The sequence below is a fragment of the Flavobacterium sp. WC2416 genome, from assembly GCF_041200095.1.
Taxonomy (GTDB): domain Bacteria; phylum Bacteroidota; class Bacteroidia; order Flavobacteriales; family Flavobacteriaceae; genus Flavobacterium.
Map to the genome: position 1 here is coordinate 3,150,319 of NZ_CP165626.1, position 24,586 is coordinate 3,174,904.

Annotated in this window: 14 protein-coding genes and 2 tRNA genes; 10 read left to right on the plus strand and 6 right to left on the minus strand. The window is 31.4% G+C overall.

Annotated elements, in window-relative coordinates; genetic code table 11:
• Nucleotides 1-8 precede the first annotated feature (8 nt).
• Nucleotides 9-3,737: a metallophosphoesterase gene (locus AB3G39_RS13280; RefSeq protein WP_369765440.1), complete on the plus strand. Its 3,729-nt coding sequence runs from the start codon at nucleotides 9-11 to the stop codon at nucleotides 3,735-3,737.
• On the opposite strand, the gene AB3G39_RS13285 is transcribed toward AB3G39_RS13280, so the two are convergent.
• On the minus strand, nucleotides 3,720-4,604 hold the full coding sequence (locus AB3G39_RS13285; protein WP_369765441.1) for an SdiA-regulated domain-containing protein: 885 nt from the start codon (nucleotides 4,602-4,604) through the stop codon (nucleotides 3,720-3,722). The two genes, AB3G39_RS13280 and AB3G39_RS13285, sit on opposite strands and share 18 nt — an antisense overlap.
• A gap of 51 nt (nucleotides 4,605-4,655) precedes the next feature.
• Nucleotides 4,656-5,720, minus strand: coding sequence for a hypothetical protein (locus tag AB3G39_RS13290; protein WP_367752016.1), 1,065 nt, complete (start codon nucleotides 5,718-5,720; stop codon nucleotides 4,656-4,658).
• A 299-nt stretch (nucleotides 5,721-6,019) separates the two neighbouring features.
• Between AB3G39_RS13290 and AB3G39_RS13295 the strand changes: the two genes are divergently transcribed.
• The 7 genes from AB3G39_RS13295 (at nucleotide 6,020) to AB3G39_RS13325 (ending at nucleotide 19,796) form a co-directional block, all read left to right on the plus strand.
• Nucleotides 6,020-7,849 (plus strand): PAS domain S-box protein, encoded by a 1,830-nt coding sequence (locus tag AB3G39_RS13295; protein ID WP_367768510.1) that lies wholly within the window; start codon nucleotides 6,020-6,022, stop codon nucleotides 7,847-7,849.
• Nucleotides 7,839-8,228, plus strand: coding sequence for a response regulator (locus AB3G39_RS13300; RefSeq protein WP_367768508.1), 390 nt, complete (start codon nucleotides 7,839-7,841; stop codon nucleotides 8,226-8,228). Before AB3G39_RS13295 ends, AB3G39_RS13300 begins: the two co-directional genes overlap by 11 nt.
• A 72-nt stretch (nucleotides 8,229-8,300) precedes the next feature.
• Nucleotides 8,301-9,215, plus strand: coding sequence for an ABC transporter ATP-binding protein (locus AB3G39_RS13305; RefSeq protein WP_369765442.1), 915 nt, complete (start codon nucleotides 8,301-8,303; stop codon nucleotides 9,213-9,215).
• 5 nt (nucleotides 9,216-9,220) lie between these two features.
• Nucleotides 9,221-10,057, plus strand: a complete 837-nt coding sequence (locus AB3G39_RS13310) for an ABC transporter permease (RefSeq protein ID WP_367752008.1) — start codon at nucleotides 9,221-9,223, stop codon at nucleotides 10,055-10,057.
• A 15-nt stretch (nucleotides 10,058-10,072) separates the two neighbouring features.
• A complete protein-coding gene (locus tag AB3G39_RS13315; RefSeq protein WP_369765443.1) occupies nucleotides 10,073-12,406 on the plus strand; it encodes a choice-of-anchor L domain-containing protein in 2,334 nt (777 codons plus the stop codon).
• A 23-nt stretch (nucleotides 12,407-12,429) separates the two neighbouring features.
• Nucleotides 12,430-16,914, plus strand: coding sequence for a T9SS type B sorting domain-containing protein (locus AB3G39_RS13320; RefSeq protein WP_369765444.1), 4,485 nt, complete (start codon nucleotides 12,430-12,432; stop codon nucleotides 16,912-16,914).
• 95 nt (nucleotides 16,915-17,009) lie between these two features.
• The gene (locus AB3G39_RS13325; RefSeq protein WP_369753442.1) at nucleotides 17,010-19,796 is read left to right on the plus strand and encodes a T9SS type B sorting domain-containing protein; all 2,787 of its coding nucleotides are present in this window, start codon (nucleotides 17,010-17,012) and stop codon (nucleotides 19,794-19,796) included.
• A gap of 91 nt (nucleotides 19,797-19,887) precedes the next feature.
• Here the strand turns inward: AB3G39_RS13325 and typA are convergent, their stop codons facing one another.
• The gene (typA, locus tag AB3G39_RS13330; protein ID WP_367752001.1) at nucleotides 19,888-21,684 is read right to left on the minus strand and encodes a translational GTPase TypA; all 1,797 of its coding nucleotides are present in this window, start codon (nucleotides 21,682-21,684) and stop codon (nucleotides 19,888-19,890) included.
• 171 nt (nucleotides 21,685-21,855) lie between these two features.
• On the opposite strand from typA, the gene AB3G39_RS13335 reads away from it, so the two are divergent.
• Together AB3G39_RS13335 and AB3G39_RS13340 are read left to right on the plus strand one after the other, a co-directional pair.
• Nucleotides 21,856-23,568, plus strand: coding sequence for a PAS domain-containing protein (locus tag AB3G39_RS13335; RefSeq protein ID WP_367768497.1), 1,713 nt, complete (start codon nucleotides 21,856-21,858; stop codon nucleotides 23,566-23,568).
• 3 nt (nucleotides 23,569-23,571) lie between these two features.
• Entirely contained in the window at nucleotides 23,572-23,982 is a 411-nt protein-coding gene (locus tag AB3G39_RS13340; protein WP_367768496.1) for a response regulator, read from the plus strand.
• Between the two features lie 98 nt (nucleotides 23,983-24,080).
• Here the strand turns inward: AB3G39_RS13340 and rpsT are convergent, their stop codons facing one another.
• The 3 genes from rpsT to AB3G39_RS13355 all read right to left on the minus strand — a co-directional run bounded on the left by rpsT (nucleotide 24,081) and on the right by AB3G39_RS13355 (nucleotide 24,550).
• Nucleotides 24,081-24,332 carry a 30S ribosomal protein S20 gene (rpsT, locus tag AB3G39_RS13345; RefSeq protein ID WP_072941373.1) on the minus strand — a complete coding sequence of 84 codons (252 nt, stop codon included), beginning with the start codon at nucleotides 24,330-24,332 and terminating at the stop codon, nucleotides 24,081-24,083.
• A 35-nt stretch (nucleotides 24,333-24,367) separates the two neighbouring features.
• Nucleotides 24,368-24,439: transfer RNA gene (locus AB3G39_RS13350), tRNA-Glu, on the minus strand.
• A 39-nt stretch (nucleotides 24,440-24,478) separates the two neighbouring features.
• A tRNA-Glu gene (locus AB3G39_RS13355) sits at nucleotides 24,479-24,550 on the minus strand.
• Nucleotides 24,551-24,586 lie beyond the last annotated feature (36 nt).

Here is a 24,586-nt window from a genome sequence, read left to right on the forward strand (position 1 = left end):
ACTAAATTATGAAATTGTTTTCAGATAATCATTTTATAAAATATAAAATACCCGCATACTTATTTTTATCAATATTCATATTGCATTCTTGTGCAACTCATCATGCACAATATGGAAATAAAATTACAGCTAGTTTAACAACAAACGCAGATGATACTTCTAAAATTGCTCATACTTTTTTTTTAATTGGTGACGCTGGTAATAGTGACGAAGATAATTCAAAAAAAACGCTAAACCAACTTAATGAAGCATTACTAAAATCAGATAAAAATGCTACGTTACTTTTTTTGGGAGACAATATTTACCCGAAAGGAATGCCAAATAAAGAAGACAAATCCAGTTATGATTTGGCAAAAAACAAACTATTAAACCAGTTAGCACTTTCTAAAGAGTTTAAAGGGAAAACGCTTTTTATACCTGGAAATCATGATTGGTATAATGGAATAAATGGTTTAAAGCGTCAAGAAGAAATTGTTACTGATTACTTAAATGATAAAAAATCATTTTTACCAGGAAAAGGTTGTCCCATAGATGATTTAAAAATTAATGATTTCACAACACTAATTACAATTGATAGTCAATGGTTCTTGGAGGACTGGGACAAGACTCCAACAATAAATGACGATTGTGATATTAAATCTCGAGAAGCCTTTTTTGAGGAACTGGAAAGTTTATTAACTAAGAACAAAGAGAAAACCGTAATACTCGCATTACACCATCCATTAATGAGCAACGGTAGTCATGGCGGTCAGTTTTCATTAAAAAAACAGCTTTTTCCCTTGGAACAAAAAATCCCGCTTCCAGTAATAGGCTCTTTAATTAACTTTATTCGAAAAACATCCGGAATAAGCCCTCAAGACATTCAAAACAAACAATATACCGCTTTTTCGAAAAGAATAAAAACCCTTTTACAAGGACATGATAATGTTATAGTCGTTTCTGGACACGATCATAATTTACAATACATTGATCATCAAAATATAAAACAAATAATAAGCGGTGCTGGATCAAAGTCGGAAGCAGCCAGAGCGATCTATCAAAATGATTTCTCTTACGGTAAAAATGGTTTTGCTACTTTAAAAGTCTATCGTAATGGAAAAACAATCGTTTCCTTTTTTGGTCAAGAAAACAATAAAAACAAGCTCCTTTTTGAGAAAACTGTCTTATTTCCCAAAAACGAAGTAGTTTTAGAATATCCAAATAAATTTTCTCTAACAACAAAATCGGCTGTTTATACTCCAGACATGATTCATAAAAGTAAAGCACATAATTTATTTTTAGGAACACATTATAGAAATTATTATGGTGTACTTATAGAAGCCAAAACTGCCATTCTAGATACCTTGTATGGAGGTTTAAAACCAGATATTGCAGGTGGGGGTCATCAATCAAAATCATTACGACTTGTTGATAAAGACGGTAAGGAATATGTAATGCGTGCAGTTAAAAAGAGTGTCTCCCGATTTTTGCAAAGTGTTGCATTTAAAGATCAATATGTAGAAAACGAATTTGAAAATACATTTGCTGAAGACTTTTTATATGATTTTTATACCACTGCACATCCATACACTCCCTTAGCTGTTGGTGCTTTAGCAGATAAAATTGGGGTATCTCACACTAATCCAAAATTATTTTACATCCCAAAGCAAAATGGCTTGGAAGAATTTAACACCAATTTTGGTGATGAATTGTATTTAGTTGAAGAAAGGCCTTCGGAAAGTCAAAAAAAATTAAAAAGTTTTGGTACTCCAAAGGATATAATAGGAACCGAAGAAGTATTAGAAAATCTAGTAAAAGACGAGAAATATAGTATTGATGAAAACGAATATATAAAAGCCCGTTTATTTGACATGTTAATTGGAGATTGGGACAGGCATTATGATCAATGGCGTTGGGGCGAATATAAGGAGGATGGGAAAATAATTTACAAACCGATTCCTAGAGATAGAGACCAAGCATTTTCAAAATACGATGGTGCTTTGCTTTCTATTTTAATGAATATTCCCGCATTGCGACATATGCAAAGTTTTAAAGATGATATAAAAAATGTCAAGTGGTTTAATCGTGAAGCCTATCAATTAGACTTGGCTTTTTTAAAAACGGCAACAAAAAAAGATTGGATTAAAGAAGCACGATACATTCAAGAAAACCTTACAGATGAAGCGATTGATAATGCTTTTACTAGTTTACCAAAAGAGGTTCAGGATAAAACAATTGCCGAAATTAAGGAAAAGTTAAAATCTAGAAGAGCAAAACTAGCTAATTATGCTTCTAATTATTCCACCGTTTTACAAAAAACAGTTTTGATTGTTGGTACCAATAAAAAAGACAAATTTGTCATCAATCACATCTCAAAAAACAATATTGAAGTTTCTGTTTATAGATTAAAAAAAGAAGGAGAACAATTAATCCATAGCATTAGTTATAATGGTTCTAAAACTAAAAACATATGGATCTATGGGTTAGATGATGATGATGAATTTGAAGTAAAAGGGAATTATTATTCAAAAACAAAAATTAGACTAATTGGTGGTCAAAATAACGATACCTATACCGTAGAAAACGGAGATAAAATTAAAATCTTAGATTTTGATTCTAAAAACAACACTTTCAATATCGATTCTAAAACTCAAAAAAAATTGAGCGACAATTATGAAACTAACTTATATAATTACAAAAAGCCAAAATACAATGCCTTTTCAGGATATCCTATAATAGGCTTTAACCCTGATGATGGAATAAAATTTGGTATAAATGTCAACTACACCGTTAATCGTTTCAAGCAAAATCCATACACTAGAAAACATATATTTAAAGCTAATTATTATTTTGCTACTGAAGGTTTTGAATTGCTTTATAATTTATCAGCGCCAAAAGTTATTGGTTCATGGGATTTTAATTTAGATACACAGTTTACAAGTCCCAATTTTGCAATCAATTATTTTGGATATGGAAACGAAACACTAAATAATGATGATATCGAAGGAATGGATTACAACCGTGTTCGTATTCGAATTATTAAAGCGGCTCCACAATTAAAAAAAGCAGGCCTTAATGGTAGTACAATAACTATTCAATCTATTTTTGAAAATATAGAAATTGACAGGACTGTAAATCGTTTTATAACCACTGTAAATACTGTAAACCCAAACGTTTTTGAAAATCAACAATTTGCAGGAACCTCATTAAAATATAGTTATGAAAATTACGACAACCTCTCATTACCAAGCATTGGAATGGGTTTCTCGATTTCAGGAAGCTGGAAAGTAAACCTAGGTGATCTAAATCGTAATTTTCCAACAATTGAATCAAAACTTAATTTTAATCACAAAATTGACTCTAATGGTAAGTTTGTTTTAGCAACACTGTTAAAAGGAAAAGCAGTATTAAATAATAATTTTGAATTCCATCAAGGTGCAACTTTAGGCGGTGATTATGATTTAAGAGGTTTTAGAAATGAACGCTTTTTAGGCAAGCAATCCTTTTTTCAAAGTAGTGATTTAAGATGGAATATTGGAAAAATACGCGAAAGTATTGTTCCAATGACTTATGGTGTTTTAGGAGGTTTTGATTATGGAAGAGTTTGGTTAGACGGAGAGAAATCAAACAAGTGGCATCAATCCTTTGGTGGAGGTTTATGGCTTAATGGTTTAAATGTAATCACTGCTAGGCTTACTTATTTTAAGAGCCCAGATGATGAAGGACGAATCACTTTTGGATTAGGGTTTGGATTTTAGTTTAAGGTTATTTATGGAAACTTCATAAACCATTCCCCCATTACCCTTTGTTTTTTCGTCGACAATTAGTAATTTATCATTATCTTTAAAACAAATCCCTTCTTTTTGAGAATTATGCTTTAAATTAAATTCACACATTTTTCCCGAGAAAAAATCGTCCTCTTTAAAATTCTCAAATAACCAAATTCTGCTATGACTCAACAAGACTACTTTTGATTGATCTGGACTAATAGCTGCACTTGTTATTGCATAGTTATCAAAATCATTCCCTGTTTTATATTTACCTAATAACTTCGCTTGATGGAATCCTTCTTTATTTGGGATTCGATACAATAATGTAGTACCATCAAATCCCTTACTTCTGTTTTTAGTAAACAAATAAAAATTACCCTTTAGTTCAAAAAAACTTTCAACATCAAAAAGTAATTCTTTCTTTTTTGGAGGAAATTCATTTTGTTCTGGATAAGAAAAAGACACTTTATAAATGGGTGCAGTTGTCTTATTATCTAATGCTGCTTTTGCAATTTTATAAATGCATAAATCCTTTCTGACATTCTCATTGTTCCCAAAATCACCTATATATAAGTTCCCATCTCCATCTTTAGTAATCTCTTCCCAATCAATATTTTTTGTCTTCTTTATTGTTAGACTATTCGCAACATTCCCTTTTTGATCTAAAGCATAGATTTTATTCTTATTGCCACTATCTTCAATTACCCAAACTAAATGATTTTCTGGTGCGTAACTAATACCAGAAACCTCCTTTAAATTGTCCGGTAATTTATAAAGGGGAGATAGTAAACCTGAATCTTGTTGACATGAAAATAAAAAGAAACCGACCGAAAAAAACAAAAAATAATTTTTCATAAATTATACCGATATCACATAAATAAAAAAGAAGATAATCAAAAAAACAAACTAGAAACCAGGTTTAAATAAGTTGGCATTTTTAAAGTTCCTTGTAACAAATTTGAATGCAGCACTCAATACATTACCCATTCGTTTTGCATTTTTAAAATTCAAGTCGTTGGTGTATTTATAAAGGTCCAATTTTAATTGTTGTACATGTTCGTCTGGGGCAATCATATCGTTCCCCATAATTTTCAATATTCTTTTGATACGTGTTTCTGCCGAAAGAATTCTTTTGGCTAAGGCTGCACGTTCTTCATTTTTATATTGCTCAATTGAACTTTCTTGCAGTTTTTCTTTAACCAATTTTACCATCGGATAGTTTTCCTTAAAGAATTGGGGACGATAAATTTTAAAATTACCCTCATAACATTGTTGATCAAAATCGATAGGACGAATTCTATACACTACTTGATCAAAATCATGAATTGGGATGATTACATAATTATACGCTCTCATGTCACCCAAAAGGCGAATCATACAACGTTCATTAAATTTTACAAATTCTTTTGCAATTTGAGATTTTTCAGTCTCCGTACAGTCATTTAATAGTGTTTCAATGAATACATCACCTGGAATCCCAATAATATGCTCTTCAATTAAAGTATCATCGTATACTAAAAAATTTATTTTATCAGGTGATAATATATGTTCCAATTCCAGTCCATATATACGGGAAGCATCTGCTTTTTTAATGTAAAAATGTACATAATTATCATTTAAAATATTTCTGACTTTTATCCTAAAAGGTTTAGAATTTCCAAAAGTGCAAAAATCAATTGCATCTACATTTAAAAATTTTATAATATCATTGTTTCCATCTGAGTGCAAAAGAGAATAGATTTTTTTCAAATTCAAGTCTATTTCATTTCTTTCAAATTCATTATAAAAAACACGTGCCCATAAAGTGTCCTGGTCCTGCTTATCATACACATTTATTGAACCAGAAAAACGCAGTAAATCATCATAACAAATTTGAACTTTTGAAATACGGTCAAAACGCTCTAAATAGTCAAATAACGGTTTATTTACAGGATAAGTTGGTTTTTTAAATAGAATTTCGCCTTCGCTCATTTGGATAAAATTTAATGCAAATTTACATTAATTTGATCCGTATTGGCAATAAAAGATAAACTTCTTAGTTTTAAAAAAGCGGAATGCATCAGTATCAGTTAATTCATGCAATATTTAATCTACTAAAAAAAATATTTTAACCAGCTAAAAAATATTTCTGATTATCAAGCAATTAGAAAATAAACATTTTTTAACTTCAAAAAATAAAATATTAAATACAAAAAAAACGATTCAGAGAATAATTTATTTTAAATTTGAAAGTCCCCAAGACATAATATACCATTATCTTAAAACCTACTATGACGAATAAGCATGATATTTATATCAAGGCAGCCGAATCTGCAAAAATTGGTATCTGGGAATCGAATTTAGAGACCAATTCTGTATATTGGGATTCCATTACAAAATGTATTCTTGAAGTCCCTGAAGACTTTCAACCGATAAATGGTGACGGAATTAAATTTTATAGCCCCGGTGAAAACAGAGAAAGAATTGTAGCTTTAATAGAAAAAGCAATTAGCGATGGTATCTCATTTAATGATAAATTTCAAATTACCACAGCAAAAAATAACATAAAATATGTTGAATGTATTTGTCGGACGGAATTGAAAAACAATAAAGTAATTAGACTATTAGGTACTTTTCAAGATATTACAAAAGAGCAAAATTTAATTAATGAACTTGAATTAAACGTTAAGAAATTTTCTTCTATTTTTTCCAGTGCTAATGATGCCATAATTATTATTGATTATTCTACTGGAATAATTACGGATTGTAATTCGAGAGCTTATGAGCTTACGGGATATAAATCATCTGAATTACTAGGTATACACAACTCAAAGTTGTTCCCAATTGAGAAAAGAATTGAAATCCGATTGTTTCTAGCCAATAATAAAGATAAAGACAACTACTTTGTAAATGAGACTTTTATAAAGACAAACTTGGGTGCTATAATCCCAGTTGAAGTCGCATCAGGAAAAAAATTCATCGTCGGCAATCGTACTTTTTTAGTTTGTTTTTTTAGAGATATAAGTGAACGTAAAAATGTAGAAGACAACCTTAACATGCTATCTCTAGTAGCATCCGAAACATCTGATGCAATTATAATTGCAAATCCAGAAGGTGAGACTGTATGGGCAAACAATGCTTTTCTAAAATTGACTGGTTTTTCTCTAAATGAAATCATTGGTAAAAAACCTCGTGCCTTTTTAAATGGTCCGGAAACCGATTTACAAACTATTAGTAACATTAATGATGCCCTTCATTTTAAAAAAAATATAAAAACCACAATCCTTAATTATAACAAACAAAAAGAAAAATTTTGGTATGAGTCAAGTACAACACCTGTTTTTGACAATCTAGGAAATTGCACCAAATTTATTTGTGTAGGTAGAGACGTTACCGTAGCTAAAGAAAAAGAACTAGAACTCCGAAGAATATTAGATGTTACCAATGATCAAAATGACAAACTTTTTAATTTTGCTCATATCGTTTCACACAATATCCGCTCGCATGCCAGTAATTTATCTATGATTTTAGATGTTATGGAAAGTGCGGATGATACTGATGAAAAATTGTCTTATATAGAAATGTTTAAAGAAGGAACTGATAAATTATCCGAAACGATTGAGTATTTAAACGAAATCATAACCATTCAAAAAAACACAAATATTGATAAAAAACACATTTGTTTAAAAGATGAAATAGAAAAAGTAAAGATGGCATTAAGTCAATCAATCGTTGAAAGTTGCATAGAAATAACACATTCTATTCCTGACAACCTTGTTGTAAGTGTAATTCCTGCCTATCTGGACAGCATTCTACTTAATTTATTTACAAATGCTATCAAATACAAATCCACGAAAAGAAAAGCTACTTTAGAAATAGGTTACGAAATTAATGAACATTATACCATAATAAGCTTTAAAGACAATGGATTAGGAATAAATCTAAATAAAAACGGTCATAAATTATTTGGAATGTACAAAACTTTTCATGGCAATGATGACGCAAGAGGTATTGGACTCTTTATTACCAAAAACCAATTAGAAGCGATGAAAGGTAAAATTGAAGTAGAAAGTGAAGAAGGTGTTGGGTCAACTTTTAAAATTCACTTAAATGAAAAATAAAATTACTTATATTATTGATGATGATAAATTATCTATAAAATTAATGAGTATGTTAATTACAAAAAATCATTTTTGTGAAGAGATTATTCCGTTTTTTAACCCCCAAGTTGCATTAGAAAACTTAAAAAAAAACGCTACAGATCCTGATAATTTGCCTGATGTTATCTTACTTGATTTAAATATGCCAATACTAGATGGTTGGCAATTTTTGGACGAATTTATCCTTTTACCAATAAAAAAAGATATTTCAATTTTTATTGTTACCTCTTCCATTGATCCTTCAGATATTGAAATGGCAAAAAAATATGATATGGTAAAAAGCTATATTATGAAACCTATCAACGCAAAAAAATTAGAAGAAGCCTCAAAATTAATTTAATTCATAATTTGAAATATAATAGTAACAATTTCATACTTTGTTCGTCCTATTAAAAACTAAAAAACGAACATTTTGGAAACTATTCTTTCGATTAAAAATCTCAATAAACGCTACGGCAGTTTACAAGCCTTGAAAGATGTCTCTTTTGAAATTAAAAAAGGACATGTCTACGGTATTTTAGGTCCTAACGGAAGTGGAAAATCCACAACATTGGGAATTGTTTTGAATGTTGTAAATAAAACATCCGGAGAATACTTTTGGTTTGATGGTAAAATGGAAACTCATGAAGCTTTGAAAAAAGTAGGGGCTATTATTGAAAGACCTAACTTTTATCCTTACATGACGGCGGAAGAAAATCTAAAACTAGTTTGTAAAATTAAGAATATCAACTATACTAAAATTCAGGAAAAACTAGAATTAGTAGGTTTAGATGAAAGAAAAAATAGTAAGTTCAGTACTTTTTCTTTAGGAATGAAACAGCGCCTAGCCATTGCTTCTGCCCTACTGAATGATCCAGAAATCCTTATTCTTGATGAACCTACCAATGGATTAGATCCACAAGGAATTCACCAAATTAGAGATATTATCAAGCAAATCGCTGCTCAAGGAACAACTATATTACTTGCTTCTCATTTACTCGATGAAGTCGAAAAAGTATGTACCCATGTATTGGTCTTAAGAAAAGGAACTGTTTTATATTCTGGTTCTGTTGATGGCATGACTGCAAATGAAGGATTCTTTGAGCTACAAGCTGATGACAACGCCAATTTAATTGCTATTTTAAAAACACATCCAGCTGTAGAAAGTGTAAAAACAGAAGAGGGAAAAGTTTTTGTTTATTTAAAAAATGCATTAGAAGCGGCTGAATTAAACAAATTCCTTTTTGAAAAAAACATTAGTTTAAGTCATTTGGTAAAACGTAAAAATAGCCTTGAAGAACAGTTTTTAGAATTGACCAGTACAGTTACACCAACAACATTAAACTAGCCGCTATGAAACGATTACTATCTATAGAATTACAAAAAATCTGGATGAATAAAGCCAGTAGAATACTTACACTTACTTATTTCATTCTTCTTTCCTTTATTGCATTAATAGCATCAATAAAATTTGATATTGGATTTTTTAAGTTAGATCTTGCCGAAATGGGGATTTTTAACTTTCCAATTATATGGCATTTCAATACCTATATAGCTGCTTGGTTAAAATTCTTTTTAGCCATTGTTATTGTTTCAATGATGGCAAATGAATACAGCTATGGTACGTTAAAACAAAACTTGATTGACGGAATGAGTAAAAAAGAATTAATCATTTCTAAATTCTTGACTGTACTTCTATTTGCATTGGTTTCAACTGTTTTTGTTTTCTTGATGAGTTTATTATTAGGGTACAGCTTTTCATCTTATACAGAAATAAGTATCGTATTTAGTGATTTAGAATATCTAGTGGCATTTTTCGTGAAATTAGTTGGGTTTTTCTCCTTTTGTTTGTTTTTGGGGATACTCGTTAAACGCTCCGCTTTTGCATTAGGTTTTCTTTTAGTTTGGACAATAGGGGAATGGATTACGAAAGGAATTTTAACTTTTAAAATATTTCCAGATAGTGATACCGCCGATTCTATAACACAATTTTTCCCTTTAGAATCTATGTCTAATTTAATTGTTATGCCCTTTAGAAGGCTATCGGTCATAAAAAATATTGGGACGCAAATTGGAGTTAATAGCACAATAGATTATAGTGTACACTTTAGCGCTATACTAATTGTACTAACTTGGTCATTACTTTTTATGTTATTATCTTATAGATTATTAAAAAACAGAGATTTGTAGTACCTTTACAAGGCTATGAGATGTTTAAAAACAATTTCACTTTGTATCCTTTTTTCCTTTTGCACTACAATAGGAAAGGCTCAATATATTACTGTAAATGATAGCTACACAGCACAAAACTTGGTTGATTTATTAACAAATAAAAGTCCTTGCGCTAACACCTCTAATCCTAGTGTAACTGGGGATACTTTTTCTGGAATAAAAAATAGTTATAGTTATTTTAATTCAGTAACAAGTAACTTTCCTTTTACCGAAGGAGTATTATTAAGTACTTGGAGTAGCACTAATTCAGTTGGTCCCTTTATACGAAATCAAGGTGGCGGAAGTTCGTCTTGGAAAGGAGATACCGATTTAGATCAAGCCTTAGGAATTAAGTCCATAAATGCAACAGTATTAGAATTTGATTTTACGCCCTTAACCAATTTTGTTAATTTCAATTATATTTTTGCTTCAAATGAATATCAAGATGATTTCCCTTGTCGGTTTTCAGATGGTTTTGCTTTTTTAATTAAAGAAAATGGACCAACAGGTGTTTATAAAAATTTAGCTGTTTTACCCGATAACATTACTCCTGTTTCCTCTGAAAATGTTCATCCTACTATCAGTTTTACTAATACTACTGGAAGTACATCAGGCTGTGCAGCAAAAAACGAATCTTATTTTGGACAAATAAATACAAGCCCAGCAAATACAAGCCCTATTAATTATAGTGGACAAACGGTTGTATTAAATGCACAAACTAATGTTGTTGCGGGAAATTCATATCATATTAAATTAGTACTTGCTGATGATGAATTTGAGTATTATGATTCGGCAGTTTTTCTACAAGCAGGAAGTTTTACAACCAAAGTAGAATTAGGAGCCGATCGGTTATTAGCAACTAATAATGGAATTTGTTTTGGTGAAAATTATGTAATTGACACTAAACTTCCTGCCAGTTATATATATAAATGGTATAAAAACAATGTCTTATTAATAGGAGAAATTAGCCCTTCTTATACCGTTAAAGATGCAGGAACCTACAAAGTCGAAGTCATTTTAAGTCCTACAATATGTATAGCTACAAGTGAACTAAAAGTTGAATACACACCCGAAATTGTATTAAAAAATACCTCTTTATTTCAATGTGATGAAAATGGAGATGGAATAGCCATTTTTAATTTAACAAAAGCTGAAGCAATCATAAAAAACAATAATAGTAATCTAAAACAAATGTTTTTTTACGAAAATAGTTTTGATGCTCAAAACAATCAAAATCAAATTATAAATCCAACTAATTATACGAACAAAGCAAATAATCAAATTGTAATTGCCAAAGTTTCGGACAATTATGGCTGTTCTAACTCCGCAGAATTGACACTATCCATTTCGAATAAAACTATAGCTCCACTAGATCCAGTAACAGTTTGTGATGATGATGGAGTCAGTGATGGAATACATCAATTTGATTTAATGGCTGTAGCTACTTCTGGTCAATTTTCAGGTATAGGAAATAATATTTTTGTTACTTTTTATTCAAACCCAACAGATGCATATCTTGAAAAAAACGAATTACCTTTCTTATTCAAAAATACGATTCCCTACCAACAAACTCTATTTGTAAGAGTACTTAACGGATCTGATTGTTATGCGATTACTCAAATTACACTTTTTATAAATACATTTAATCCTCCAAACTTTGAAGATGAAAACATTCCTTTATGCGAAGGAAGTGCTCTTACTATAGCTGTAAACAACATATATTCCAGTTATTTATGGAATACAGGCGCAACTTCAAATTCTATTTTGGTCAATACGGCAGGAGATTATTCAGTAGTCGTTACAGATACAAATGGTTGTGAGGCAACAAAGAACTTCCACATCACAGCCTCTGGTATAGCAACAATAACTGGAGCAACAATAAATGATTTTGCAGGGAATGAAAATTCAGTTGAACTGGAATATACTGGTACAGGAAATTATGAGTTTTCATTAGATGGGTCTTATTTTCAAGATAACCCCATTTTTAATGGAATAGCTTCTGGTAATTATTTAGCCTATGCACGTGACAAAAACGGATGTGGTTTATCAAATCCATTTCTCCTATATGTTTTAGATTATCCTCGTTATTTCACTCCTAATGGGGATGGATTTAATGATTTATGGAACATTAAAAATCTTGATTTATTATCAAAATCTACTTTGACAATATTTGATCGTTATGGTAAATTATTAAAAGAGTTGGGGTCAAAAAGTACAGGATGGAATGGTACTTTCAATGGGTACGAATTACCTGCAGACGATTATTGGTTTCAATTAACCTTTGCCGATGGGAAAATGATTAAAGGGCATTTTTCGTTAAAAAGATAATATCTTTTTTATATTTTTAGCAAATGAAAAAGATAACTGCTCTTTTCTTTTTATTCTTATCCATAAACTGTTTTGCACAATTTAGCAAAACCCACTACATACCACCTTTAAGTGGTTCAAGTAATGTTGCTGCCGAAGAGCAATATATTTATATCTCAACTCCAAGTACTACACCTATAAATTTCAAAATAATTCAACTAGGAGGAACAATAGTAACAGGAATTGTATCACAAAGTAGCCCCTATATTTTTAATGTTGGTTATGGAAATGACACTCAACTTCACGTAAAAGAAAGTTTAATAAGTACTGTTTTAAACAACAAAGGATATGTTATAGAAGCCGAGGACGTTGTATATGTAACCGTTAGGGTAATAGCCGGAAATGGTAATCAGGCAGGAGCATTAGTTTCCAAAGGATTAGCCGCTTTAGGAACTCAGTTTCGGATTGGTGCGTTTACAAACACAGATATTAGTAGTCTAAGTGTAAATCATCTTACTTTCATATCAATCTTAGCTACAGAGAACAATACACTAATAAAATTTAGCGGAATTAAAACAGGCGTTTCTTTAATAAATAATGGTGGTGGAGCAACTCCCGCAAATATTACACTAAATAGTGGCGAAAGTTATGTTTTGGCTGTTAAAGGACCTAACAATGCCAACAGAGATGGCTTAATAGGTTCACTAGTGAGTTCAGATAAACCTATTGCAGTAAATTGTGGATCTTACGCTGGAACAAATGGTGATATACTTCAAAATGTCGACTTAGGTTTTGATCAGATTGTTTCTGCGGAAAGAACTGGTAAGGATTATATATTAATAAAGAGTACAGGACAAAATTTAGTCGAAAGAGTTCTTATTGTCGCAAATGAAGACAATACCGAAATATATTTAAATGATAATTTAAGTCCATCGAAAGTTTTAAATGCTGGCGAATACATTGCTTTGAATGGATCAAATTATAGTGTAGCTGGTAATTTGTATATTAGAACTTCAAAAAACACTTTTATCTATCAAAGTGTTGGCGATAATTCTAGAAGCGACCAAGCCAATCAAGAATTATTTTTCGTCCCTCCATTAAGTTGTGAAACTCCAAAGTTAATTGACAATATTCCTAATCTAAACCAGATAGGTTCCAGAACATTTACGGGTCGTGTAACAATCGTTACCGAGAAAAATGCAACACTAACATTTGCAATCAATGGAACACCGTTCTCGCTATCTGATTTACCTGCTACAGTGGATGGACCAAAATTAGTCACAGGAAATTCAAATTATGAAACCTATACGATAACGGGACTTTCTGGTAACGTATCTGCTTATTCTTCGGGACAATTATATCTTGCTTCCTACGGTTCAGATGGAGCGGCGACTTATGGCGGTTTTTATTCTGGATTTACTTTTAAACCACAAATAACTTTTGACAAAATAAATATTGCCCAGACTGGTTGTGTCTCAAATACGCGTCTTTTCGTAAGCGAAATTACAGGTTTTGATACTTTCCAATGGTATTATAACAATGTAGCAATTCCTAGTGCAACTACAAACGTATTATTTCCAAAAGAACCTGGATATTACCATGTTAAAGCAACAATTGCTAGTTGTGGTACAACTTTAGAATCAGATAAAATTCCAGTTAGTGACTGTCCGTTAGATACTGATAATGACACGGTAAATAACAACATTGATATTGATCTTGATAACGACGGGATATTGAATAGTGATGAAGCTTACGTCTCTCTTATTAACCAATCTAATCCAACTACTAGCACCGATTTTAATGCTGTAATCAGTGGCAATGGTACAATAATAGGCAAACCTATTTATGGTTTTGTATCAGAAGTTCCTGCTGGAAAAGCAAATAACACATCTTATACCATTAATTTAACGACGCCTCAAAGCCTTTCAATAAATTATATTACACAAGATAGTCCGTCGCAAGCGACAGCTATTTCTGAGTATTTAAATTCTGAGGGTGATTTTATATTACGCGTGCCTTCGGACAAGACTATTACTTTGAGTGATCCTCAAAATCAATTATTAGTAGACACTAACTTCGACGGCATTTACGAAAGTGGCAATACTACATTTTCCTCATTTGAAATAAGATTTAGATTAAAGAGCACTACTCCATTGCTTCCTGGAACTGGCAGCTTTACATTTTCGACCTACCTTACAAATTCAATTACTTTAATTCATAATAATTTATCCGAAACCAACATAAATAAAGCGATATTTATGATTACTCATACTGAAACCTATGATACGGATTCAGATGGAATTCCAGATTTATTAGATTTAGATAGTGACAATGATGGAATTCCTGATACTATTGAAGCACAAGGAAAAGGATTTAAAATTTATTCCGGAATTGATGACAACAATAATGGATTAGATAATGCCTTTGAACCAGGAATAAACAAAATCAACACTGATAATGATCTCTTTGATTCTATTATAAAAAAATACGATATCATCGACTTAGATAGTGATAATGATGGAATTTATGATTTGGTTGAATCTGGAAGTAGCGCTCCGGACACGAATAATGATGGAATAATTGATGGACCTCCTTCCTCTTTTGGAAATAATGGCCTTTATGACAATCTTGAAACAACTCCCGACAGTGGCATTTTAAAAAAACCTATTGAAGATACGGATAATGACGGTAGCTTTAATTATATAGATTTAGACAGTGATAATGATTCTTGTTTTGATGTTACTGAAGCAGGTTTTACAGATAACAATAATGACGGCGTTTTAGGAAATAATCCAGTTACAATTAATGCTTTTGGAATCGTTACTAGCCGAATTAATGGTTATATGCTCCCTAACAGTAATTACCTCGTAGCAGCACCTATTAGTATCACTGAACAACCCAAAAGTCAATCAGAATGCGAATTACAAGCAACTTCATTTACTATCCAAACTAATGCCGTAACTGCCTATCAATGGCAGGTATCAATAGATGGAACTGCTTGGAATGATATTGTTAATGGTCCAACTTATGCAGGAGTAACTACAGATCAAATAATAATAAAAAGCGTAACTAATAATATGAATGGTTATCACTATAGAGTACTTTTAAGTAAAGTTGGAAATTCCTGTGGACTTATTTCTAACGCAGCAATTCTTACTGTTTACCCCCTACCAATAGTGGTAACACCTATTGAATTAATACAATGTGATGATGATTTAGATGGTTTTTCAACTTTTAATATTACTGAACAAAATAGTTCCATTTCTACTAATTCATCCAAAGAAATTTTCACGTATTATACCACTTTTGATGGAGCAAAAGCAAAAAATCAATTCGTTCAAATTGTTAATCCTATTAATTACAAAAGTAAAACAAATACTATTTGGACCCGAGTAGAAAATGCAAATGGATGTTTTAGTATATCTCAGTTAAATTTAGTTGTGTCATCAACACAAATTCCAACAACTTTTAGTCGCACCTATGAAACTTGTGACGACTATATAGATTCCACTCATGATGATATGGATGGGGTAAGTACATTTGATTTTAGTTCCACCACTTTAGATATTAAAGCAATTCTACCTTCCCCAAGTACATTATATGCTATAAAATATTACAACAATGAATTGGATGCTTTATCTGAATTAAATGAAATAACGAACACAACTACTTACAGAAATACAAATTCACCTTACTTCCAAGAAATTTGGGTCCGAGTAGAAAGTACATTAGACAACTCTTGTTATGGGCTTGGACCACATATAAAACTTAAAGTAAATGCAAAACCTAATATAAATACAAATGAGGATCATACCGATGATGCATTAGTGTGTTCGAATCTCGCTTCCTTTTTTGTAAAATTAAATGCTGGAGTTCATGATAGTTCGCCAACAGAAAACTACACTTATGTTTGGTCGAAGGACAATCAAGTTCTAGCAGAAAATACGGCATATACATTAGATGTGAATGCAACAGGAAATTATTCAGTTACGGTTACTAATGCCTCAGGTTGTAGCAGAATTAGGACCATTAATGTAACTGCTTCTGATGTAGCACATATTGAAACAATATTAGTTTTAGACTTAGTTGAAAACAATACTATTACAGTGAACGCTACTGGACAAGGGAATTATGAATATAGTTTAGATGCCATTTCTGGCCCCTTCCAGTCCTCTAATTTCTTTGACAATGTTTCAGCAGGGATTCACGAAGTATTTATAAATGACACCAATGGATGTGGCATCATCCAAAAAACGATTGCTGTTATAGGGGTTCCCAAATTTTTCACACCTAATGGCGATGGATTTAACGACTATTGGAATTTAAAAGGCGTAAATACTAATCTCAATTCAAAATCAATAATTTACATCTTTGATCGTTATGGAAAACTTCTCAAACAATTAAATCCCAATAGTATAGGTTGGGATGGAACTTTTAATGGACTACCATTACCTGCCGATGATTACTGGTATACAATAAAACTAGAAGACAGTAGAGAGGTAAAAGGACATTTTAGTATCAAAAGATAAGAAGCTCAATTATTTTAAATATTAAATTTTAATTGTTTTGTTATAATTCTGTTATAATTCTGAAAATTAGTACATTTGATATATTCAGATAGGTCATGAAAATAAATATTTTTTTTGTTTTGGTTTTTTCATTATTAATAACTCCTTTATTTGCACAAAAAGAAGCTGCAATATGGTACTTTGGAGGTAATGCTGGATTAGACTTTAACTCAGGAAGTCCAGTTGCATTAAATAATGGAAAATTGGTCACAAATGAAGGCTGCGCTAGTATATCAGATAAAAATGGAAACATATTATTTTATACTGACGGCTCAATTGTATACGACAAAACACATCAAGTAATGCCAAATGGTTATGGACTTCTTGGTCATAAATCCAGTACTCAATCGGCAATAATTGTTCCCAAACCAAAAAATCCTAATATCTATTATATTTTCACAGTAGACCAACCTAATCCCGATAATGTGGATGATGATTTAACAAATGATGAAGATCCTCCAAATGATGGTTTAAACTATTCAGTAGTAGATTTAAGATTAAATAATGGACTGGGTGACATCATAAGTACTGAAAAAAACATACATCTTATTACCTACAATCCAAATGATGCAGAAGATGTAAAATTTAAATGTTCTGAAAAAATTACTGCAGTTCAACATTTAGATGGTATTTCAATATGGGTAGTCACACATTTTAAAAACACTTTCTACTCCTTTAAAATTAGTACTCAAGGGCTAAATCAAAAACCCATTCAAACAACTACTCCTCTAGATGTTCCCACCAGTGGCTATATCTCTAATGCTATTGGTTACTTAAAATTTTCTCCTAATGGAAAAAAAATTGCCATGGCAAATACGGCGATAAGACTTACCAATGACTTGGGTCCAAAAGGAGAGGTAAGGAGAAATACAGGAAATGTTTTATTATACGACTTTGATGCAGGAACAGGTAAAATTAGTAATGGTATTACATTATTAAATAATGCCAATCCTTATGGAGTTGAATTCTCGGCAAAATCAAAAAAACTATATGTTACCGTAAACTTATTTGATCAAACCGGAAGAATGTCTTTGGGAAGTAATTTAATTCAATTTGATTTAAAAAATCCAAACATTCCATCTACAAATACAATTGTTAATAATTCGAATTATGTAGCGGGAGCGCTACAATTAGCCATTGATGAAAAAATATACCGTGTTGGTTACCCCAATGGCGGAGGATATATTGATAAAATGTCCGTAATAAACAATCCAGAATTAAATGGAACAAGTTGTAATTTTCTACAAAATGCTATTAGCTTAAATGGAGGAATATCACAGTTAGGATTACCCCCATTTATTACTTCCTTATTTCTATATACTTTTGAATATGAATTTAACTGCTTAGGAGATTCAACTCATTTCTTTTTAAACACTATTGAAAAAATTGACTCCGTGCAATGGGATTTTGGGGATGGTACAACATCAAATGCTATTGATGCTTATCATATTTACAAAAACCCCGGTGATTATAAAGTAACATTAATAAAAACTATAAATGGCGAAAATAGAGAGCCTATTGAAAAGACCATTACAATATATGAAAGTCCCATTATTTCAACGGATCCCTATACACTTGTTCAATGTGATACACAAGATTCAAATCCTTTAGATGGTCTTGCTACTTTTAATTTGGAAGCTGCAAATGATAAAATCACCTTCGGAAATAAAGAATATGATGTATTTTATTATCACACTATCAATGATGCAGAAAATGATGTCGACAATCTAAATTCTATCAACCCTATCTACAGAAACACTATTCCTGACGAATATATATACCTTAAAGTAACACAACCTAATTCATCTTGTTACAGAATTGGCACAGTAATTTTACATGCAAATAAAAACAATTCTATACTTCCAGAACCTTTGCATGAATGTGACAAGGGAGATGGAATAGGCGTATTTAATTTAGAAGAAAAAAAAGACGCAATTAGGAACGAGCTGGGGTTAACGCCAGATATTCTTTTGTTTTTTTACCCTACTGAACAAGATGCGTCATTAAGCACCAATGAACTTGAAAAAGAATATTCTTCAAATTCAAAAACTATATTTATTAGAGCTGAGAACAAAGAAGGATGTTATGGAACGGGACAATTTGATTTAATTGTAGAGCCAACACCAAAAATAAACACTTTTGAAAAAAGCTTTCTTTGTGAAAGCGAAAACCCATCTATTACAATCAATTCTGGTTTAGGTCCACAAGCTTTATCAAGTGATTATACTTTTTTATGGTCAACTGGAGAAACGACTCCTTCGATTACAGTAACTAAAGAAGGGGACTATAAAGTTATTGTAAAGAATAAATCTGGTTGCAGCGAAACTAGGACCTGCAGTGTAATAATGTCATATTTGGCAAAAATACAAAATATCGATGTACAAGATTTAGCTCCAATTAATCAAGTTACAATTGAACTTACAAATCCAGAAGACTATAGATATATGATTCATTTTGAAAATGGATTATCTACAGTATTTCAGGATAATCCAAATTTTAAAAATATACCTGGTGGATTTCATGAATTGATAATTGAAAACATAAATGGATGTGGCCTTGTAAAAAGAAATTTTGCCGTATTAGAAGCTGCACCTTTCTTTACACCTAATGGAGATGGGGCAAATGACAACTGGAATTTAAAAGGACTAAATGGGAGTGTTTATAAAAATGCAAAAATATTTATATTTGACAGATATGGAAAGCTGTTAAAGCAATTAAATCCCTCAAGTCCTGGTTGGGATGGAAATTACAACGGAGGCCCACTTCCTTCAGATGATTATTGGTTTAGTATTGAACTCGAAGATGGTAGAAAAGCGAAAGGCCATTTTAGTTTAAAAAGGTAACTAAACACAAACCATATAAAGACTGAAATAAAAGTAAAGACATAAAAAAAGCCATTCTTACGAATGGCTTTTATTTTATATAATAATAAAATTAGATTTTAAATCTTTTTCTATCAGTTTCTGTCAAATAAATTTTTCTTAAACGAATAGATTTTGGAGTACACTCTACATATTCATCTTTTTGAATGTATTCTAATGCTTCTTCAAGAGAGAAAATGATTGGCGGGATAATTCTCGCTTTTTCATCATTCCCAGAAGAACGTACGTTAGATTGTTTTTTCTCTTTAGTTACGTTTACACACATATCATCACCACGAGAGTTTTCTCCAATTACTTGACCTTCGTAGATTTCAGCATTTGGTTCAACAAAAAACTTACCACGATCTTGTAACTTATCGATAGAATAAGGAATAGCTTTTCCTTTTTCCATAGAAATTAACGAACCTTTATTACGTCCAGCAATTTCACCTTTGTAAGGTTCATACCCTATGAATCGGTGTGCCATAATAGCCTCACCAGCTGTAGCAGTAAGTAATTGATTACGTAATCCAATAATTCCACGTGATGGAATATTGAATTTTACAATCATACGCTCCCCTTTAGTTTCCATAGAAAGCATCTCACCTTTACGCATAGTAACAAATTCAACTGCTCTACCTGAAAGTGATTCTGGTAAGTCGATAGTTAATTCCTCGATAGGCTCACATTTTTTACCATCAATTTCTTTGATGATAACTTGTGGCTGACCAATTTGCAACTCATACCCTTCTCTTCTCATTGTTTCAATAAGAACAGATAAATGAAGTACACCACGACCAAAAACCATGAACTTATCAGCTGAATCAGTTTCACCCAATTTCATTGCTAAGTTTTTTTCTAATTCTTTTGTCAAACGGTCTCTAATATGACGTGAAGTTACAAATTTACCCTCTTTACCAAAGAAAGGAGAGTCATTAATTGTAAACAACATACTCATTGTAGGCTCGTCAATAGCAATAGACGCTAATGCTTCAGGGTTTTCAAAATCAGCAATAGTATCCCCAATTTCAAAACCTTCAACACCAATAATAGCGCAAATATCTCCAGCAATTACTTCTGTTACTTTTTTACGACCAAGTCCTTCAAAAGTATGTAATTCTTTAATTCTTGATTTAGAAACAGTACCATCTCTTTTTACTAAAGAAATTGGCATTCCTTCTTTTAAGACACCTCTTTCAAGACGTCCAATAGCGATACGACCCGTAAAAGCAGAAAAGTCTAAAGATGTAATTAACATCTGTGGAGTTCCTTCAGAAACTTTAGGTGCTGGTACATTTTCAATAACCATATCTAATAATGCTTCAACATTATCAGTTACGTTTTCCCAATGGTCAGACATCCAGTTATTCTTAGCAGAACCATAAACTGTTGGAAAATCCAACTGCTCTTCAGTAGCTCCTAATTCAAACATTAAGTCAAAAACTTTCTCATGTACTTCTTCAGGAGTACAGTTTTCTTTATCAACTTTATTTATAACAACACATGGTTTCAAACCAAGATCAAGCGCTTTTTGCAATACAAATCGCGTTTGTGGCATTGGTCCTTCAAAAGCATCTACTAGTAGACAAACTCCATCAGCCATGTTTAATACTCGTTCTACCTCACCACCAAAATCGGCGTGACCAGGAGTATCAATAATGTTAATTTTTGTTCCTTTATACTGAACAGAAACATTCTTGGAAGTAATGGTAATACCTCTTTCGCGCTCTAAGTCGTTGTTATCAAGGATTAGATCACCTGTGTTTTCGTTGTCACGAAATAACTGACAGTGATACATAATTTTATCAACCAAAGTTGTTTTACCGTGATCGACGTGGGCAATAATTGCAATGTTTCTTATAGATTCCATCTGTGATTTTTAATGGGTGCAAAGGTACACTTTTTTTTGATAAAAAAAATAAATACCTAATACTTTACATATTGTTAACGCATTACAGTCTAAAATTAACGTCAAAAATTTTCAAATAAATAACTTTAAAATGAAATTTTATATTTCATTTTAATTAATTACATTTGAGTAATGAAAAACAAAACGAATCAAATAACCGTAATTTATCTGCTCATCGCTATGTTTACGGCTATAGTTTTTCATAAACTATCCTTAATCTATTCAAAAGTAGAAAATTACGAAATTTTCAACTTCACAAAAGACCTATTCTTAGTACTATTTACAGGGCTAATTTACAGGTATATTTTATCCAAAAATGACAATCGAAATAAAGCCGTCTTTGAGAAACTCAAGAACACAAATGACGAAATTAAAGAGTCAAATGAAAAATATGACATTGTAGCAAAAGCAACAAGCGACACTATTTGGGACTGGAAAATACAAGATGACAAACTGCTTTGGAGCAAAGGAATAAAAGGTATTTTTGGATATAATGAGGACCAAGTAGGCGAAAGTTCAACATGGTGGTTTGACAAAATCCACCCAGAAGACAGTATAAGAATGTCTGTTAAACTATACTCGTTTATTGAGCAAAAAACAGAAAAATGGCAAGATGAATATCGTTTCAAATGCGCCGACAACTCTTATAAATATGTACTTGACAGAGGCTTCCTTTTAAAAGACGAAAGTGGCAAAGCTGTCAGAATGATTGGAGCTATTCAAGATATAACGAAACAAAAAGAAGAAGAACTTAGACTTAGATTATTAGAAACAGTAATCGTGCAAACTAAAGACTCTATAATTATTACTGAAGCTGACTTTAATAAAAGAAAACTACCAAAGATTATTTATGTGAACCCTGCATTTTCAATTATGACCGGATATTCTTCTAATGAGGTTATAGGAGAATCACCCGATTTATTAAAAGGGCCAAATTCTGATAAAAAAGAAATAAAAAAAATAATCTCTTCTATAAGAAACAGAGAAGAATGTGTAATAGAAATGATATGCTACAAAAAAAACAACCAAGAATTTTGGCTACGCTTTTCTATTATTCCAATTTATAATTCAGATAATGAATTATCTCACTGGGTCTCCATGCAACGAGATATTTCTGATGAGAAAAAACAAGAAAAAGAAAAAGAACAACTTATACTTGAATTAACTCAAACAAATAAAGATCTCAAGCAATTCTCTTATATTACTTCTCATAATTTAAGAGCTCCAATATCTAATTTAACAGGCCTTTTAAACCTAATCGAAGATATAACTATTAAAGACCCTGAATTAAAAGAAATCTTATATGGCTTTAATAAATCTACCCACTTACTTAACGAGACTGTCAATGATTTGACCAAAATCATGATAATAAAAGACAACCCTTCAATTCAAAAAGAAGAAGTCTCATTAAAAGAAGTTTTTGAAAATGTTTTTAGCCAACTTACCTTTCAAATAGACACTCATAAGCCTATCTTAAAAATTGATTTCGAAAAAGTTTCTGTATTAAATATAAACAAGTCTTATATTGAAAGCATATTACTCAATCTTTTGACTAATTCTATAAAATACAAGTCTGAAAATCAAAAATTAAAAATCACAATAACTGCAAACCAAGTTAACGATACCATAACATTACTATTCAAAGACAATGGAATTGGAATTGATTTAGAAAGAAATCGAGATAAAGTCTTTGGTCTTTACCAAAGGTTTCATAATTACCCAGACAGCAAAGGACTTGGACTCTATCTTGTAAAATCACAAGTAGAAGCGATGGGAGGAACGATTCAAATTGAAAGTACGGTAAATAAAGGGACTACTTTTACATTAATATTCAAAAACAAATAACCAATGCTAGATCTAATTTTATGTGTTGATGATGACCCCATAACACTTATGTTATGCAAAAAAGTAATCGGAAAAACAACATTTTCAAATAAGATAATTACAGCCCAAAATGGAGAAGAAGCACTCTCCTATTTTGATGCAATAAAAAACGACTTTGAAGTTAATAACAAATCTACACCACTCCCACAATTAATTTTTCTAGACTTAAACATGCCTGTAATGGGAGGATGGGAGTTTCTAGACTGTTTTAGTAGTTCAGATTATTCTAATTTCAACACTATTAAAGTAGTCGTTCTTTCCTCAACAATAGACCCAGAAGACCTGCAAAAAGCAAGCACTTATCCAATGGTTATAGACTTCCTATCTAAACCCATCACCTTATCAATGCTTGATTACCTCTCAAACAAAATCTAATATTCAACAACATAAATAAGTCATTATTAAAAAATAAAGCATATAAAAAAAGCTCCTTAAAAAGGAGCTTTTTTTATATAATCGATAAATTGAATGTATTACAATTTAGCAACAAATTTCGTTAATTTAGATTTTAAATTAGAAGCTTTGTTATCATGAATGATATTCTTTTTAGCTAATTTGTCAATCATAGATATTACATTTGACAATTTAGAAGTAGCATCTACTTTATCAGTAGCTATTCTTAACGCTTTGATAGCATTACGAGTAGTTTTGTGTTGGTATCTATTTAATACTCTTCTCTTTTCGTTACTTCTGATTCTCTTTAGAGCTGACTTATGATTTGCCATTTTATTATGTTTTTATCTTTTACTATTCTTTTTTGTAGTCCGTAAGGGAATCGAACCCCTGTTACCAAGACGAAATCTTGGCGTCCTAACCCCTAGACGAACGGACCATTATCCTCCTAAGTTTTTATCAATCTAAATTGAAATTGTAGCCCGTAGCGGAATCGAACCGCTCTTACATGGATGAAAACCATGCGTCCTAACCGATAGACGAACGGGCCATTTTTCCCTCTAAGTTTGGGATTACTTTAACCTGC

What these genes read in the sequence shown, in the direction of transcription:
- AB3G39_RS13280 (WP_369765440.1), top strand. Translation starts at nt 9, where the DNA reads ATGAAATTGTTTTCAGATAATCATTTTATAAAATATAAAATACCCGCA.
- AB3G39_RS13285 (WP_369765441.1), bottom strand. Translation starts at nt 4,604, where the DNA reads ATGAAAAATTATTTTTTGTTTTTTTCGGTCGGTTTCTTTTTATTTTCA.
- AB3G39_RS13290 (WP_367752016.1), bottom strand. Translation starts at nt 5,720, where the DNA reads ATGAGCGAAGGCGAAATTCTATTTAAAAAACCAACTTATCCTGTAAAT.
- AB3G39_RS13295 (WP_367768510.1), top strand. Translation starts at nt 6,020, where the DNA reads ATGACGAATAAGCATGATATTTATATCAAGGCAGCCGAATCTGCAAAA.
- AB3G39_RS13300 (WP_367768508.1), top strand. Translation starts at nt 7,839, where the DNA reads ATGAAAAATAAAATTACTTATATTATTGATGATGATAAATTATCTATA.
- AB3G39_RS13310 (WP_367752008.1), top strand. Translation starts at nt 9,221, where the DNA reads ATGAAACGATTACTATCTATAGAATTACAAAAAATCTGGATGAATAAA.
- AB3G39_RS13315 (WP_369765443.1), top strand. Translation starts at nt 10,073, where the DNA reads ATGAGATGTTTAAAAACAATTTCACTTTGTATCCTTTTTTCCTTTTGC.
- AB3G39_RS13320 (WP_369765444.1), top strand. Translation starts at nt 12,430, where the DNA reads ATGAAAAAGATAACTGCTCTTTTCTTTTTATTCTTATCCATAAACTGT.
- AB3G39_RS13325 (WP_369753442.1), top strand. Translation starts at nt 17,010, where the DNA reads ATGAAAATAAATATTTTTTTTGTTTTGGTTTTTTCATTATTAATAACT.
- typA (WP_367752001.1), bottom strand. Translation starts at nt 21,684, where the DNA reads ATGGAATCTATAAGAAACATTGCAATTATTGCCCACGTCGATCACGGT.
- AB3G39_RS13335 (WP_367768497.1), top strand. Translation starts at nt 21,856, where the DNA reads ATGAAAAACAAAACGAATCAAATAACCGTAATTTATCTGCTCATCGCT.
- AB3G39_RS13340 (WP_367768496.1), top strand. Translation starts at nt 23,572, where the DNA reads ATGCTAGATCTAATTTTATGTGTTGATGATGACCCCATAACACTTATG.
- rpsT (WP_072941373.1), bottom strand. Translation starts at nt 24,332, where the DNA reads ATGGCAAATCATAAGTCAGCTCTAAAGAGAATCAGAAGTAACGAAAAG.